This is a genomic window from Escherichia sp. Marseille-Q3837 (assembly GCF_916618735.1).
Taxonomy (GTDB): Bacteria; Pseudomonadota; Gammaproteobacteria; order Enterobacterales; family Enterobacteriaceae; genus Escherichia; species Escherichia ruysiae.
The window spans coordinates 548,263-565,088 of record NZ_CAKAKC010000001.1; the positions used below are offsets into that span (position 1 = coordinate 548,263).

11 protein-coding genes and 2 pseudogenes are annotated in these 16,826 nt (G+C 51.9%); 2 read left to right on the forward strand and 11 right to left on the reverse strand.

Annotated features, from left to right (window positions below; all coding sequences use genetic code 11):
• Nucleotides 1-15: 15 nt before the first annotated feature.
• Nucleotides 16-846, reverse strand: coding sequence for a rhomboid family intramembrane serine protease GlpG (gene glpG / locus LG381_RS02655; protein WP_000928717.1), 831 nt, complete (start codon nucleotides 844-846; stop codon nucleotides 16-18).
• 44 nt (nucleotides 847-890) lie between these two features.
• Complete coding sequence (gene glpE / locus LG381_RS02660; protein WP_001517242.1) at nucleotides 891-1,217, reverse strand: thiosulfate sulfurtransferase GlpE; 327 nt, start codon at nucleotides 1,215-1,217, stop codon at nucleotides 891-893.
• A 189-nt stretch (nucleotides 1,218-1,406) separates the two neighbouring features.
• Between glpE and glpD the strand changes: the two genes are divergently transcribed.
• Complete coding sequence (gene glpD, locus LG381_RS02665; protein WP_225761991.1) at nucleotides 1,407-2,912, forward strand: glycerol-3-phosphate dehydrogenase; 1,506 nt, start codon at nucleotides 1,407-1,409, stop codon at nucleotides 2,910-2,912.
• Nucleotides 2,913-3,144: 232 nt separating this feature from the next.
• Here the strand turns inward: glpD and LG381_RS02670 are convergent.
• From LG381_RS02670 to asd, 8 genes and pseudogenes are all read right to left on the reverse strand, one after another.
• Nucleotides 3,145-3,417: pseudogene (locus LG381_RS02670) on the reverse strand (hypothetical protein); the annotation flags it as partial.
• Nucleotides 3,416-3,671, reverse strand: a pseudogene (locus LG381_RS02675) (phosphate ABC transporter substrate-binding protein); the annotation flags it as partial. The pseudogenes LG381_RS02675 and LG381_RS02670, both read right to left, overlap by 2 nt.
• A gap of 226 nt (nucleotides 3,672-3,897) precedes the next feature.
• Nucleotides 3,898-6,345: a glycogen phosphorylase gene (glgP, locus tag LG381_RS02680; RefSeq protein ID WP_000993435.1), complete on the reverse strand. Its 2,448-nt coding sequence runs from the start codon at nucleotides 6,343-6,345 to the stop codon at nucleotides 3,898-3,900.
• A gap of 18 nt (nucleotides 6,346-6,363) precedes the next feature.
• A complete protein-coding gene (glgA, locus tag LG381_RS02685; protein WP_001197629.1) occupies nucleotides 6,364-7,797 on the reverse strand; it encodes a glycogen synthase GlgA in 1,434 nt (477 codons plus the stop codon).
• The gene (glgC, locus tag LG381_RS02690) at nucleotides 7,797-9,092 is read right to left on the reverse strand and encodes a glucose-1-phosphate adenylyltransferase (RefSeq protein WP_000624234.1); all 1,296 of its coding nucleotides are present in this window, start codon (nucleotides 9,090-9,092) and stop codon (nucleotides 7,797-7,799) included. Before glgC ends, glgA begins: the two co-directional genes overlap by 1 nt.
• A gap of 17 nt (nucleotides 9,093-9,109) precedes the next feature.
• Complete coding sequence (glgX, locus tag LG381_RS02695) at nucleotides 9,110-11,083, reverse strand: glycogen debranching protein GlgX (RefSeq protein ID WP_000192584.1); 1,974 nt, start codon at nucleotides 11,081-11,083, stop codon at nucleotides 9,110-9,112.
• Nucleotides 11,083-13,266 (reverse strand): 1,4-alpha-glucan branching enzyme, encoded by a 2,184-nt coding sequence (gene glgB, locus LG381_RS02700; protein WP_000116223.1) that lies wholly within the window; start codon nucleotides 13,264-13,266, stop codon nucleotides 11,083-11,085. The genes glgX and glgB overlap by 1 nt, the downstream gene beginning before the upstream one ends.
• 271 nt (nucleotides 13,267-13,537) lie before the next feature.
• On the reverse strand, nucleotides 13,538-14,641 hold the full coding sequence (gene asd, locus LG381_RS02710) for an aspartate-semialdehyde dehydrogenase (protein WP_000799967.1): 1,104 nt from the start codon (nucleotides 14,639-14,641) through the stop codon (nucleotides 13,538-13,540).
• A 192-nt stretch (nucleotides 14,642-14,833) separates the two neighbouring features.
• Between asd and yhgN the strand changes: the two genes are divergently transcribed.
• Nucleotides 14,834-15,427 carry an NAAT family transporter YhgN gene (gene yhgN, locus LG381_RS02715; RefSeq protein ID WP_001002547.1) on the forward strand — a complete coding sequence of 198 codons (594 nt, stop codon included), beginning with the start codon at nucleotides 14,834-14,836 and terminating at the stop codon, nucleotides 15,425-15,427.
• Between the two features lie 56 nt (nucleotides 15,428-15,483).
• Here yhgN and gntU read toward each other — a convergent pair whose 3' ends face one another.
• The gene (gntU, locus tag LG381_RS02720; RefSeq protein WP_000105942.1) at nucleotides 15,484-16,824 is read right to left on the reverse strand and encodes a gluconate transporter; all 1,341 of its coding nucleotides are present in this window, start codon (nucleotides 16,822-16,824) and stop codon (nucleotides 15,484-15,486) included.
• Nucleotides 16,825-16,826: the final 2 nt, after the last annotated feature.

Below are 16,826 nucleotides of genomic sequence, written 5' to 3' on the forward strand. Positions count from 1 at the left end.
TATAAATCCCTGGAATTATTTTCGTTTTCGCGCATTGAGCGAATCAACAAAAGCCATCGCTAAACCCACGGCTAACCCGGCGATGTGTGCTCCGTTCGCCATCGACATCCCAAACAAATCAAACCATCCGGCGACAATCCAGATCAGCGCAAAGATAATTAACCCACGTTGCAGGTAAATGCCACTTTGCGGATCGCGTTCGCCACGTAGCCAGACGTAGCCCATCAGCGCATACACCACGCCAGAAAGCCCGCCAAACCACGGCCCGCTGAATTTTTGCTGCACATAGCCGCTTAACAGGGCGCTAATGAGAGTAATGACAATTAGCTTACCGCTACCGAGACGTTTTTCTACCGCGCCACCGAGATACCACCACCAGAGCAGGTTAAAAAGGATATGCATCAGCGAGAAGTGCATTAACGCGTGGGTGAAGTAACGCCAGAACTCAAATTTCAGTGTTGGATCGAATGGCCAGGCCAGCCATAACATCACTTCTTGATCGCCGATAATTTGCATAGCGATAAACACCACCACGCAGGCGATCATCATCCCCCAGGTGACCGGCCCCGCGCGTTCACGCAAGGCAGCAAAGAAAGGATAACGGCGATAATGCAGGCCACTGCCGGTATGGCCCGCTTGCCAGCTCGCCGCCAGATAACGCGGATCTGCCGGGTTTTCGAGAAAACGCGCCAGCTCCGCCCGCACGCGCTCGGCCTGGGACTCATCCGCCAGCCAGACATCGCTTTGGTTATGTTGTTGAATCGTGAGGATAACACCCTGTGTCGCCATGTAATCAACAAACGCCTGCGCCACGCGGGGGTTAGCAAAAGAGGTAATCATCAACATCGTTGCTGTCGCTTATTCCACACAAAAGGGGACAGTATAAAGCGTTACGCGCCGTACGCCACCTCTGCGGGAAACTGACGCTGCCAGGCTTCAAAGCCACCATCAATGCTATAGACCACATCGTAGCCCTGTTGCAGCAGATACTGCGCCGCGCCTTTGCTGCTATTACCGTGGTAACACATCACCATGACCGGCGTATCGAAGTCATTTTCACGCATAAACGCGCCCAACGTGTCGTTAGTCAAATGGAAAGCCTGCGCCGCATGTCCCATTGCGAAACTTTGTGGATCGCGAATATCGACCAGTACCGCCTCTTTTTCCTGCAACTTCTGGTGTGCGTCGGCAACGTTAATACATTCGAACTGATCCATGCGTCTCTCTTTCTTTACAAACAAGTGGGCAAATTTACCGCACAGTTTACGTCGAAGCGGCAGATAAACGCCATAATGTTATACATATCACTCTAAAATGTTTTTTCAATGTTACCCAAAGCGCGATTCTTTGCTAATATGTTCGATAACGAACATTTATGAGCTTTAACGAAAGTGAACGAGGGCAGCATGGAAACCAAAGATCTGATTGTGATAGGTGGCGGCATCAATGGTGCTGGTATCGCGGCAGACGCCGCTGGACGCGGTTTATCCGTGCTGATGCTGGAGGCGCAGGATCTCGCTTGCGCGACATCTTCCGCCAGTTCAAAACTCATTCACGGTGGCCTGCGCTACCTTGAGCACTATGAATTCCGCCTGGTCAGCGAGGCGCTGGCTGAACGTGAAGTGCTGCTGAAGATGGCCCCGCATATCGCCTTCCCGATGCGTTTTCGCCTGCCGCATCGCCCGCATCTGCGCCCGGCGTGGATGATTCGTATTGGTCTGTTTATGTACGATCATCTGGGTAAACGCACCAGCCTGCCAGGATCAAACGGTTTGCGTTTTGGCGCAAATTCAGTGTTAAAGCCGGAAATTAAGCGCGGATTCGAATATTCCGACTGTTGGGTCGACGACGCTCGTCTGGTACTCGCCAACGCCCAGATGGTGGCGCGTAAAGGCGGCGAAGTGCTTACTCGTACTCGTGCTACTTCTGCTCGCCGCGAAAACGGCCTGTGGATTGTGGAAGCGGAAGATATCGATACCGGCAAAAAATACACCTGGCAGGCGCGCGGCCTGGTTAATGCTACCGGCCCGTGGGTGAAACAGTTCTTCGACGACGGGATGCATCTGCCTTCGCCTTATGGCATTCGCCTGATCAAAGGCAGCCATATTGTGGTGCCGCGTGTGCATACCCAGAAGCAAGCCTACATTCTGCAAAACGAAGATAAACGTATTGTGTTTGTGATCCCGTGGATGGACGAGTTTTCCATCATCGGCACCACCGACGTGGAGTACAAAGGCGATCCGAAGGCAGTGAAGATTGAAGAGAGTGAAATCAATTACCTGCTGAAAGTGTATAACGCGCACTTTAAAAAACAGTTAAGCCGGGACGATATCGTCTGGACCTACTCGGGCGTGCGCCCGCTGTGTGATGATGAGTCCGACTCACCGCAGGCTATTACTCGTGATTACACGCTTGATATCCATGATGAAAACGGCAAAGCGCCGCTGTTGTCAGTATTTGGCGGCAAGCTGACGACCTATCGTAAACTGGCGGAACATGCGCTGGAAAAACTGACGCCGTATTATCAGGGCATTGGTCCGGCATGGACAAAAGAGAGCGTGTTACCAGGTGGCGCCATCGAAGGCGACCGCGACGATTATGCCGCCCGCCTGCGCCGCCGCTATCCGTTCATTACGGAATCGCTGGCACGTCATTACGCGCGCACTTACGGCAGCAACAGCGAGCTGTTGCTCGGCAATGCAGAGACGATAAGCGATCTTGGGGAAGATTTCGGTCATGAGTTCTACGAAGCGGAGCTGAAATATCTGGTCGACCACGAATGGGTACGCCGCGCCGACGATGCCCTGTGGCGTCGCACGAAACAAGGCATGTGGCTGAATGCGCAGCAACAGTCTCGTGTAAGTCAGTGGCTGGTCGAGTATACGCAGCAGAAATTGTCGCTGGCGTCGTGATTTAACGTAAGGTGGTCAGGTCAGATTTCAATCTGACCTGAGACTGATGATAAACACAAAAACTGCCTGATGCGCTACGCTTATCAGGCCTACGTAGCTTATGCAATATATTAAATTTGCATGGTTTTGTAGGCCTGATAAGGCGTTCACGCCGCATCCGGCATGAACAAAGCGCACTTTGCCAACAATCTGTGGTCAAATTTCAATCTCAATAACTTTTGGATTCAGGGAATTATCGCAAAGCCCACACCATCATACCCAACGTAACAAAACTCAGGCACATTCCCCACCCGCCCCACTTCCACCTCTGGCTTCTATTTTTGCTACACCACTGGCAGTAATATCCCAGCGCAAAACCAAGCTGTGCACTTATCGAACCGACTAACTCAGTCCAGGGCTGGAGCCAAAATGGCGAAAAATTCAGGGGTCACCAAACAACACTCAGAAAGTAATTACGGATATTTTCCAGCAAAGCTGATTTCTCTGGCGCAATATAAAAAATAATTATCCGTATTGACGATGAAAAAAAATGCTTCGCGGGCAAAGGGGGTGTATATCAAAGTGACGCCCGTTTTTTCTGCCCACCGGAAGGTTGCGCCACGAAAATAATATCGGCATCGCCCTTAACGATTTTGTTATACGCTTCTGGCGTGCGAGAGTTATCCAGATATCTCAGACGTGAAAATCTTCTGGTATAACGTTTAACGCATAAAAGGCAGAAGCATAAATGGGTTATGCTGCCGTCGCGCCATCGAGTCGCACCCAGCGTGGCAATAACCGCTGCCAAAAATTGCGCCAGTATGGGAATACCGAAAAAAGTCATTACCAGCGAGATCAAAATCCATTTTTTGTTTTGCATCATTCTGTCCATTCTTTCTGAATGGCGAAATTATACTCCTCCACTATCTTCGCCCCGCTGGACACTTTTCCGAAATAAAGGCGAAAAAAAACGGGACCTTTTGGCCCCGTTCTATTTTTGGCGAAATTACAATCTCACCGGATCAATATGCCAGATAAGATCGGCGTACTCTTTAATAGTCCGGTCAGAAGAGAAATAGCCCATATTTGCGATGTTCAGCATCGCTTTGGCTGTCCACTCTTCCGGACGTTCGTACAGTTCGTCAACTTTATCCTGACAATCGACATAGCTGCGATAATCCGCCAGCACCTGGTAGTGATCGCCAAAGTTGATCAGCGAATCAACCAGATCGCGGTAGCGTCCCGGATCTTCCGGACTGAACACGCCGCTGCCGATTTGCGTCAGCACCTGATGCAGTTCTTCGTCTTTCTCGTAGTATTCACGCGGTTTGTAGCCCTGACGACGCAGTTCTTCCACTTCTTCCGCAGTGTTACCAAAGATAAAGATATTATCCGCACCGACATGATCCAGCATCTCGACGTTCGCACCGTCCAGCGTACCGATAGTCAGTGCGCCGTTAAGTGCAAACTTCATGTTACTGGTGCCGGAGGCTTCCGTACCCGCCAGCGAAATCTGTTCGGAAAGATCGGCTGCCGGAATGATCAGCTGCGCCAGGCTGACGCTGTAGTTCGGGATAAACACCACTTTCAGCTTATCGCCAATCTGTGGATCGTTGTTGATCACTTTCGCTACGTCATTGATCAAATGGATAATGTGCTTCGCCATGTAATAGGCCGAAGCCGCCTTACCGCCAAAGATATTCACTCGTGGAACCCACTTCGCATCTGGATCGGCCTTGATGCGGTTATAGCGGGTGATCACGTGCAACACATTCATCAATTGACGTTTGTATTCGTGAATACGTTTGATTTGCACATCAAACAGCGCCTTCGGATTCACCACCACATTCAATTGTTGGGCGATGTACTCTGCCAGACGCTTTTTGTTCTCCAGTTTCGCCTGATGAACAGCATGATTGACCATCGGAAAATCACAATGCTGTTGCAACTCGTTTAATTGACTCAGATCGGTACGCCAGTTACGACCGAGGTGTTGATCCAGCACGCCTGAAAGCGACGGATTCGCCACCGCCAGCCAGCGACGCGGGGTCACACCGTTGGTAACGTTGGTGAAACGTCCAGGGAAGATCTTCGCAAAGTCAGCAAACAGCGATTGCACCATCAGATTAGAGTGCAGCTCCGATACGCCGTTAACTTTGTGGCTGACCACAACAGCCAGCCAGGCCATGCGCACACGACGCCCATTCGATTCATCAATGATCGACGCCCGTCCCAGCAGGTCAGTATCGTTCGGATACTGCTCCTGCAAGGTTTTCAGGAAATAGTCGTTGATTTCAAAGATAATCTGCAAATGGCGCGGCAGAATTTTACCCAGCATATCGACCGGCCAGGTTTCCAGCGCCTCGCTCATCAGCGTGTGGTTGGTGTAGGAGAAGACCTCGCAGCACACTTCAAAAGCGTCGTCCCAGCTAAATTTGTGCTCATCGATCAGCAGACGCATCAGCTCAGGAATCGACAGCACCGGATGGGTGTCGTTGAGGTGAATCGCGATTTTATCCGCCAGATTATCGTAGGTTTTATGCAACTGATAATGGCGACTTAAAATGTCCTGAATGGTCGAAGATACCAGGAAATATTCCTGACGCAAACGCAGTTCACGTCCGGAATAGGTGGAGTCATCCGGGTACAGTACGCGGGATACGTTCTCAGAGTGGTTTTTATCTTCCACTGCCGCGAAGTAGTCACCCTGGTTAAATTTACCAAGATTAATTTCGCTACTGGCTTGTGCACTCCACAGACGCAAAGTGTTGGTCGCGTCAGTATCATAACCGGGGATGATTTGGTCGTAAGCCACGGCCAGAATCTCTTCGGTTTCAATCCAGCGCGTTTTCTTACCTTCTTGCTGAATACGGCCGCCAAAACGCACTTTGTAGCGCGTATTGTGGCGTTTAAATTCCCACGGATTGCCGTACTCCAGCCAGTAGTCCGGAGACTCTTTCTGACTGCCGTTAACGATGTTCTGTTTGAACATACCATAGTCATAACGGATGCCGTAACCGCGCCCCGGCAACCCTAACGTCGCCAGCGAATCCAGGAAGCAGGCGGCCAGACGCCCCAGGCCACCGTTACCGAGACCCGGGTCATTTTCTTCATCAATCAACTCTTCGAGATTTAATCCCATCGACTCCAGCGCACCCTGGACATCGTCATAAATACCTAACGACAGCATGGCGTTGGAGAGAGTACGGCCAATCAAAAACTCCATCGACAGGTAGTAAACCTGGCGAGTTTCTTGCGACAGCTGGGCACGATTCGAACGTAACCAGCGTTCCACGAGACGATCGCGCACAGCAAATAACGTTGCGTTCAGCCATTCATGTTTATTGGCGACGACCGGATCCTTTCCAATCGTAAACATCAGCTTGTAAGCGATAGAGTGCTTAAGAGCTTCTACGCTTAGCGTGGGCGATGAATATGTAAACGGAGCATTCATATAGGCGTTTCCTGAAAACTATTTCAAGCGATAGTAAAGCTCACGGTACGACTTCGCCGCGACCTGCCAGCTAAAATCCATTGCCATAGCCTGACGTTGCACAAACCGCCACAGTGAAGGGCGAGACCACAGAACAAAAGCGCGTCGAATAGCCCGTAACAGCGACCAGGCATTACTATCTTCAAAGACAAACCCACTGGCGACGCCATCTGCAAGGTTCTCAAGAGAACAGTCAGAAACCGTATCAGCAAGCCCACCGGTACGCCGCACCAGTGGCAGCGTGCCGTACTTCAATCCATAAAGTTGCGTTAAGCCGCACGGTTCAAAACGACTGGGAACCAGAATGACGTCCGCGCCGCCCATAATGCGATGCGAAAATGCTTCGTGATAACCAATCTGTACACCAACCTTGCCGGGATGCTCCGCCGCTGCAGCAAGAAAACCTTCCTGCAATACCGGATCGCCCGCGCCGAGCAGTGCCAGTTGTCCGCCCTGTTCCAGAAGACCCGGTAAGGCTTCCAGCACCAAATCCAGTCCTTTCTGGCTGGTCAGACGGCTCACCACTGCAAAAAGCGGCACTTTATCGTCAACCTTAAGCCCCATTGCGATTTGCAACTGGCGCTTATTCTCCGCTTTATCCTCCAATGAATCGCGGGTGTAACGCGAGGCTAAAAGTAAGTCCGTCTCTGGACTCCATATTTTCTCGTCCACGCCGTTCAGTACGCCGGAAAGTCGTCCTTCACGATGACGCTGCTGGAGTAAACCTTCCATACCGTAGGCAAACTGTGGTTCAGTGATCTCACGAGCGTAGGTCGGACTAACCGCTGTAATGTGGTCGGCGTAATACAATCCGGCCTTCAGGAAAGAGATTTGCCCGTTGAATTCCAGCCCGTGAACATTAAAGAATGACCATGGCAATTGGATGTCATTCATGTGATGTGCATAAAACATGCCTTGATAGGCCAGGTTGTGTACAGTAAACACCGACTTCGCCGGACGCCCATGTGCCGCCAGATACGCAGGCGCAAGACCCGCATGCCAGTCGTGCGCGTGCACAACATCGGGGCGCCAGAATGGGTCAAGCCCGCTTGCCATCTCCGCTCCAACCCATCCGAGCAGTGCAAAACGCAATACGTTGTCGGTGTAAGCAAATAAGTTGGTATCGTGATACGGGCTTCCGGGACGATCGTAGAGATGCGGTGCATCAATCAGGTAAATGCCAACCCCGTTGTAATGCCCAAACAGCAGCGTGAAATGTCCGGCAAAAGTATCACGGCGAGATACCACCTTTGCATCGGTCACGCCACGGCGAATATCGGGAAATGCAGGCAACAGTACGCGAGCGTCAACGCCGTCTGCGATTTGTGCTGCGGGTAATGCCCCAATAACATCAGCCAGACCGCCGGTTTTAAGCAGCGGGAACATCTCTGAACATACATGTAAAACCTGCATTATCGCTCCTGTTTGTACCCTAACTTCCGTAGCATTTCGCGCGTAACCAGCACAATGCCTTCTTCTGAACGATAGAAACGACGTGCATCCTCTTCTGCATCCTCACCAATCACCATTCCTTCCGGAATGACACAAGCGCGGTCAATGACGCAGCGACGCAGACGGCACGAGCGACCTACCCATACTTCCGGCAGCAATACGGCGGAATCAATGTTGCAGAATGAATTCACGCGAACGCGTGAGAACAGAACGGACTGCACCACCACCGAACCAGAGATCACACAACCGCCGGAAACCAGTGAGTTAAGGGTCATCCCATGGCTACCGGAGCGATCCTGAACGAATTTCGCTGGCGGCAATGATTCATTGTAGGTGCGAATCGGCCAGTTGCGATCGTACATATCCAGTTCCGGCACGACAGAAGCCAGATCCAGGTTCGCTTTCCAGTAAGCCTCCAGTGTCCCAACATCACGCCAGTACGGCTCGGCGTCCGGATCGGACTGTACACAAGAGAGCGGGAATGGATGCGCATAGGCGAGGCCTGCTTCGGTAATTTTTGGAATCAAATCCTTACCAAAGTCGTGGCTGGAGTTTTCATCACGATCGTCTTCTTCCAGCAATTCATACAGGTACTCTGCATCAAAGACGTAGATCCCCATACTCGCTAAAGATTTGCTCGGATCGTTTGGCATTGACGGCGGGTTAGCCGGTTTTTCAACAAATTCGATAATTTTATCGTTTCCATCAACCGCCATAACGCCAAATGCAGAGGCTTCTTCAATCGGTACAGGCATACAAGCAACGGTGCAACGTGCGCCTTTTTCGACGTGGTCGATAAGCATACGCGAGTAGTCTTGCTTGTAGATATGGTCACCCGCCAGGATCACTACGTACTCCGCTTTATAACGGCGGATAATGTCGAGGTTTTGGGTAACGGCATCTGCCGTACCGCGATACCAGTTCTCCCCTTTCATTCTCTGCTGCGCTGGCAGCAGATCGACAAACTCGTTCATTTCTTCATTGAAGAACGACCAGCCGCGCTGAATATGCTGTACCAGAGTGTGAGACTGGTACTGGGTGATCACGCCCATACGACGGATACCGGAGTTGATACAGTTGGACAGTGCAAAATCGATAATACGGAACTTGCCGCCGAAGTGTACGGCAGGCTTTGCTCGTTTATTGGTTAAATCCTTCAGGCGAGTACCACGTCCCCCCGCCAGAATCAGGGCAACAGACTTCAATGGCAGCTGGCGCGCCAACATTAAGTGATCGTTCTTCTCTAAACTAATCATGACTAACTCCTTTTTTATCATCTCTGGAACACACACAGTCCGTGTGCAGGTCCCGGCCAGACAGCCGTAATCACTGGGTTATCCTCTCCAGCGAATGGGGGAATGGCACGCCACTCCCCAGCAGGTAAAACAATCTCTGTTACCTCAAGCGTGGCGTTTATTGCGATCAAGAAACGATCCGAAAGCAAAATTTGCAGCTGCTTTGGCCCGTTCTGCCACTCATCCGAGCTTAAAGATTGAGCATATCGATTCAGCCAACGGACATTGCCGTCGCCTTCTTCCCACCAGCGATCCTCTGCCAAAGCAGGAATGCGCTTGCGCAGATGGATTAACGCGGCGGTAAACGCGGTTAAGCCACTGCTTGCTTGCGACCAGTCCAACCACGTTAGTTGGTTATCCTGACAGTAAGCATTGTTATTGCCATGCTGGCTGTGACCGTGTTCGTCACCGGCCAGTAACATCGGCGTACCCTGGGAGAGCAACAACGTTGTTAACAGGGCGTGAATGCTGTCGCGCCGCCGTTCAACCAGATCAAGAGTACCGCCTAACCCTTCTTTACCATGATTGTTACTGTAATTGTTGTTGGTTCCGTCGCGATTTTCTTCTCCGTTTGCTTCATTGTGTTTATGGTTAAAACAAACGCAGTCGCGAAGCGTAAAACCGTCATGCGCTGTGACCAGATTAATCGCAGCACTCGGCAGACGGCCATTACGTTTAAAAACATCGCTGGAAGCAGCAAAACGTCCGGCAAACTCCCCCAGCGACAGGTTATAGTGCAGCCAGAAGCGCCGGGCGGCATCGCGGAAATGATCGTTCCACTCGGCAAACAACGGCGGGAAATTCCCCACCTGATAGCCGCCAGGCGCGATATCCCACGGTTCGGCAATCAGCTTCACTTGCGAAAGTACCGGGCAATTCTGAATAGCCGTAAACAGAGGCGCATCCTGACGAAACTCCGGCGTTCGCCCCATGACTGTAGCGAGATCGAAGCGGAAGCCATCAACATGACAAGTTTCCACCCAATAGCGTAGACAGGCGCTGGCGTACTCCACCACAGCTGGATGGCTCAAATTGAGCGTATTGCCGCAACCAGTCCAGTTGTGATAATCGCCGTCTTCTCTTATCCAATAATAGCTACGGTTATCGATCCCGCGCAGGGAGAATAACGGGCCGTCGAGATCCAGTTCCGCACTGTGGTTGAGAACGATGTCGAGAATGACCTCAATACCCGCTTTGTGCAGGGCTTTGACTGCATCGCGGAACTCATCCAACGCCGTGTCGGGCGAGCATGCATACGCCGGATGCAGTGCAAACAGCGCCACCGGGTTGTAACCCCAGTAGTTACTCAACCCCATTCGTTGCAAGCGCGGCTCACTGGCAAATTGCGCGATCGGCAGCAGTTCCAGTGCGGTAATGCCCAACTGTTTTAAATAGTTGATCATCACCGGATGCCCCAGGGCTTTATAGGTTCCACGGATCTCGACCGGGATCTCCGGGTGCAAGTAGGTTAAGCCTTTGACATGGGCTTCATAAATGATGGTACTGCCCCACGACGTGCGCGGCGGGGCATCATCTTCCCAGTCATAGTGATCCACGACCACTACGCATTTCGGCGCAATAGCAGCGTTGTCGCGATAGTCAGGATCACTATGCCCGGCGTGCAGCAGCGGGTTATCTTTAAATTCCCCGACAATTTGCCGCGCGCAAGGATCAATCAACAACTTCGCCGGGTTAAAGCGATGCCCCATGGCGGGTTGCCATGGGCCATGAACGCGGTAACCATAACGCAAACCCGGGCGCGCATCCGGCAGATAACCGTGCCAGATGTCACCACTTCGTCCTGGCAAATCATACCGATGTTCGATGCCCTGAGCGTCAAACACACACAGCTCTACCCGTTCGGCATGAGCGGAGAAGAGCGTGAAGTTAACGCCCTGGCCGTCGTAATGCGCGCCAAGAGGAGCGGGATTGCCAATGGCAAGTTGTGTCATTATCCCTCCCGAACCAGCCAGATAGTGGCCAGCGGCGGTAGCGTAAGGCTTAATGAATGCTGGCGACCGTGGCTGGCGATCTCATCACTGTGTACTGCGCCGCCATTACCGGTATTGCTACCGTGATAGTGCATGGAATCCGTATTGAGGATTTCACGCCATTTACCCGGCTGATTAATGCCAAAGCGATAATCATGGCGCGGCACCGGCGTAAAGTTACTGGCAACGATAATTTCATTACCCTCTTTATCACGGCGAACAAAAATCAGCACCGAACGTTCATGGTCATCCACCACCAGCCATTCAAAGCCATACGCGTCAAAATCCAGCTCGTGCAATGCTTTGTGATAGCGATAAGTGTGGTTCAGATCGCGCACCAGACGCTGGACACCGTGGTGCCAGTTGTCGCCGCCTTCCAGCAGGTGCCAGTCAAGGCTGGCGTCGTGGTTCCACTCACGCCCTTGAGCAAATTCATTGCCCATGAACAGCAGTTTTTTGCCTGGGAACGCCCACATCCAGGCATAGTAGGCACGCAGATTGGCAAACTTCTGCCACGCATCACCCGGCATTCTGTCGAGAATCGATTTTTTGCCGTGTACCACTTCGTCGTGCGACAACGGCAGGACGAAGTTTTCAGTGTAGTTGTAGAGCATCCCGAAGGTGAGTTTATCGTGATGGTATTGACGATAAACCGGGTCGAGCTTCATGTAGTCCAGGGTGTCGTGCATCCAGCCGAGGTTCCACTTGTACCAGAAGCCGAGGCCGCCGATATCCTGCGGACGAGAAACGCCAGGGAAGTCAGTAGACTCCTCCGCCATCGTTACCGCGCCAGGAACTTGCTCACCGATAATACGGTTGGTATTGCGTAAAAATTCAATCGCTTCCAGATTCTCGCGTCCACCAAACTCGTTGGGGATCCACTCGCCCTCTTTACGGCTGTAGTCGCGATAAATCATCGACGCCACCGCATCGACACGCAGCGCATCAATACCAAAACGTTCAATCCAGTACAGCGCGTTACCGACAAGGAAGTTACTGACTTCACGGCGACCATAGTTGTAGATCAGCGTGTTCCAGTCCTGATGATAGCCTTCGCGCGGATCGCTGTGTTCATACAGATTTGTTCCGTCAAATTCGGCAAGTGCAAAGTCATCAGTCGGGAAGTGCCCCGGCACCCAGTCAAGAATAACGTTCAAACCGGCTGCGTGTGCGGCATCAATGAAATAGCGGAAGTCATCACGAGTACCAAAACGGCGAGTTGGCGCGTACAGACCCGTCGGTTGATAGCCCCAACTACCATCGAATGGATGTTCGTTAATTGGCAGCAGTTCGAGATGGGTAAAGCCCATCCATTTAGCGTAAGGCACCAGTTGATCGGCCAGCTCGCGGTAGCTTAACCAGAAGTTGTTGTCGGTGTGACGACGCCAGGAACCCAGATGAACTTCATAGATAGAGATTGGCGCATCAAACTGATTCGCTTTTTTGCGCTCTTCGGTCTGCACGACCTTTTCAGGCAGTCCGCAAATAAGGGAAGCGGTTTCCGGACGCATCTGTGCTTCAAAGGCATAAGGATCAGACTTCAAACGCAGATTGCCATTGGCATCAATCATTTCGTATTTATAGAGCTGACCGTTATGCGCGCCAGGGATAAACAGTTCCCAGATGCCGCTCTCTTTACGCAGGCGCATCGGATGACGACGACCATCCCAGTAGTTGAATTGCCCAACAACCGAGACTCGGCGGGCATTGGGTGCCCAGACAGAAAAACGCGTGCCGGTAACGCCATCCATGGTATCTGCGTGTGCGCCTAAGGTTTCATACGGGCGCAGGTGAGTACCTTCAGATAACAGCCAGGCATCCATTTCCTGAATTAAAGGGCCAAAACGGTAAGGGTCATCAATAAGATTCTGCTGACCATGCCAGACAACAGCCAACTGATAGCGGAAAAAATTCTTACGTCGTGGAATGACGCCGCTGAAGAATCCACGAGAGTCGAGACACTCCAGTTTAGCGACTTTGCGTCCGGTTTTTGGTTCAATCACCCACACATCGGTGGCGTCAGGTAAAAGGGCACGGACTTCCAGTCCTGCTGTAGTTTTATGCATTCCCAGTACGGAAAATGGGTCTGCAAAATGGCCTGCAATTAGCGCGTTTATCACGTCTCTATCGATACGAACGGACATGCTTGTCTTCCTGTTTTATTGTGTCACCCCATCCAACTGATTTTTGACATCTGGTTGTGACATTTTTTTGACCTGAACGGCGCAGCACTCTGTGCATCCTCTCTGCGTCGTCCTCCCTTCAGGTAAGGCAGTGAATACTCATGTATTCTGCCACCCTTAAAGAATAGCCAATGCTCTATCTAACTCCCGGTAAATCATGAAACATCTGCGCTTACTCCTGTATTACGCACTAAAAGGGGCGGCATTGCGCCCCAGATTTAATGAATAAAGATTACGCCAGTTGACGAAGCATCCGGCGCAGCGGCTCCGCTGCACCCCACAGCAACTGGTCACCCACGGTAAAGGCTGACAGAAATTCTGGTCCCATATTCAGTTTACGCAGGCGGCCTACAGGCGTGGTCAGCGTGCCAGTAACGGCTGCTGGGGTTAGCTCACGCATAGTGATTTCCCGATCGTTTGGTACGACTTTCGCCCACGGATTGTGAGCCGCCAGCAGTTCTTCCACGGTCGGAATCGATACATCTTTTTTCAATTTGATGGTGAATGCCTGACTATGGCAGCGCAATGCTCCGACACGCACGCATAAACCATCTACCGGAATCACAGAAGATGTGTTGAGGATCTTGTTAGTTTCCGCCTGCCCTTTCCATTCTTCGCGGCTCTGACCGTTATCAAGCTGTTTGTCGATCCACGGAATCAGGCTACCCGCCAGCGGAACACCAAAGTTATCCACCGGCAACTCGCCGCTGCGGGTTAAGGTCGTGACTTTGCGTTCAATATTGAGAATAGCAGAGGACGGGGTTGCGAGTTCATCCGCCACATGACCATACAGTTGGCCCATCTGGGTTAACAACTCCCGCATATGTCGCGCACCACCGCCGGAAGCCGCCTGGTAGGTTGCAACGGAAACCCAATCAACAAGATCATTGGCGAATAAACCGCCTAACGACATCAACATCAGGCTTACGGTACAGTTACCGCCCACAAAAGTCCTGATGCCTTTATTTAATCCGTCAGTAATGACGTCCTGATTGACTGGGTCAAGGATGATGATGGCGTCGTCTTTCATGCGCAGAGACGATGCTGCGTCAATCCAGTAACCTTGCCACCCGTTCTCACGGAGCTTTGGATAGATTTCGTTGGTATAATCGCCGCCCTGACAGGTTACGATGATATCGAGGGCCTGCAGCGCCTCCAGATCAAAGGCATCCTGAAGTGTGCCGGTAGTACCGCCAAAGGACGGTGCAGCCTGACCAGGCTGGGAAGTCGAAAAGAAGACAGGGCGAATGGCGTCGAAGTCGCGCTCTTCAACCATGCGTTGCATGAGAACGGAGCCGACCATACCGCGCCAGCCGATAAAACCAACATTTTTCATAAGCGTTTTTTTCCTGCAAAGATGTGTGCTGTATATATGTGCCGGTGTCCTCGTGGCACATCTTTCACCATACAAAAAGCAGCCAAAGTCGCAAGTGAAATTAATCAATGATAGCGAAGCAATCAGTAATGCGACTTATCCTGCTTTCATAGCACGCAGAAAGTCCAACGCAATTATCAGGGAACTTGAGTTATGAATGAAATCATTTCTGCAGCAGTTTTATTGATCTTGATTATGGATCCGCTCGGAAACCTACCTATTTTCATGTCCGTACTGAAACATACTGAACCGAAAAGACGTCGGGCAATCATGGTGCGAGAGTTGCTTATTGCTCTCCTGGTGATGCTGGTGTTCCTGTTTGCGGGTGAGAAAATTCTGGCATTTCTTAGTCTGCGGGCGGAAACCGTCTCTATTTCTGGCGGCATCATTCTGTTTCTGATTGCCATTAAGATGATTTTCCCCAGCGCATCGGGAAACAGCAGTGGGCTTCCGGCCGGTGAAGAGCCGTTTATCGTGCCATTAGCCATTCCACTGGTCGCCGGGCCGACGATTCTCGCCACGCTGATGTTGCTGTCTCATCAGTACCCCAATCAGATGGGGCATCTGGTGATTGCCCTGCTGCTGGCCTGGGGCGGCACATTTGTCATCCTGCTGCAGTCATCGCTATTTTTACGTCTGCTGGGCGAGAAAGGGGTGAATGCACTGGAACGCCTGATGGGATTGATTCTGGTGATGATGGCAACCCAGATGTTCCTCGACGGCGTTCGGATGTGGATGAAGGGGTGACGGGGATAATTTCTCGAAATGAGCCCGGTAGCGTCAGAACTACCGGGCGAACAAACTTAACTCAACAGCTGGAACGCAATCATCCCGACGATAGCACCGACAGTGCCAAGGATGGTTTCCATCATGGTCCAGGTTTTCAGCGTTTCGGCTTCGGTCGCGCCGGTAAATTTACCGAACAACCAGAAACCAGCGTCGTTAACGTGGCTGACAACAATCGAACCACCGGCGATACAAATCGACAACGCCGCCATTTGCGCACCGGAGTAGTTCAGTTGTTCAATAACCGGCATCACCAGTCCCACCGCCGTTAAGCAGGCAACGGTAGCAGAACCCTGAATGATGCGCACTGCAGCGGCCAGCACGAAGCAGGTGATCGCAATCGGCAGCCCCATCCCGGTTAACGCTTCGCCCAGTGCCGGACCTACGCCAGAATCAACCAGTACCTGTTTGAACACGCCACCTGCACCAATCACCAGCAGAATGATTCCCGCCGGTTGCAGCGCGTGACCGCAAATCTCCATCACTTTGTCTTTCGGCATACCCTGACGCATCGCCAGACCATAAATCGCCACCAGACAAGCAACCAGAATCGCGGTAAACGGATGACCGATAAACTCGAACCATTCATAAGCGGTAGAGCCTTCCGGCACAAAACGCGCGGCAATGGTTTTAAGACCTACCAGCACCAGCGGCAGCAGGATCAGCGACAGGCTGAATCCGAAAGATGGCATTTTTCCTTCGCCGAGATGCGGTTCGCTGATGTCGTCAGGAATATGCAGTTCCACGTAGCGGCTGATGAAATTACCCCACAGCGGCCCGGCAATAATCATTCCCGGAATTGCCGCACACAGGCCAATCAAGATCATCCAGCCAAAGTCGGCGTTCATCTGCGATGCCAGCAGCATTGGCGCTGGCCCCGGCAGTAAGAACGCCGCCGCTGCCGCCACACCGGCGAATAACGGGATAACCAGTTTCACCAGGTTCGTGCCGGTATGGCGCGCCATTGAGAAAGCAACGCTAATCAGCAGAACAATCGCCACTTCAAAGAACAGCGGTAGCGCACAAACCAGCCCAGCAAGGCCAATGGCATAATGAGCGCGGCTGTGGCCGAAGGATTTGAGCATTTTGACGGCAATCTGATCGACTGCGCCGGTTTCATGTAAGATCTTGCCAAACATGGCTCCCAGAGCGACAACCACCGCCAGGAAGCCGAGGGTGCCTCCCATCCCTTTTTCCATCGTCGCTGCGATTTTATCGAGCGGCATACCGGAAAAAAGGCCAGCCCCCATAGACACCACCATCAAAGCCAGGAAAGCGTGCATACGCGCCTTCATGACTAAAAACAGCAGCAGTAAAACAGACCCTACTGCTGTTAAAACAAGCGTTAATGTACTCACTA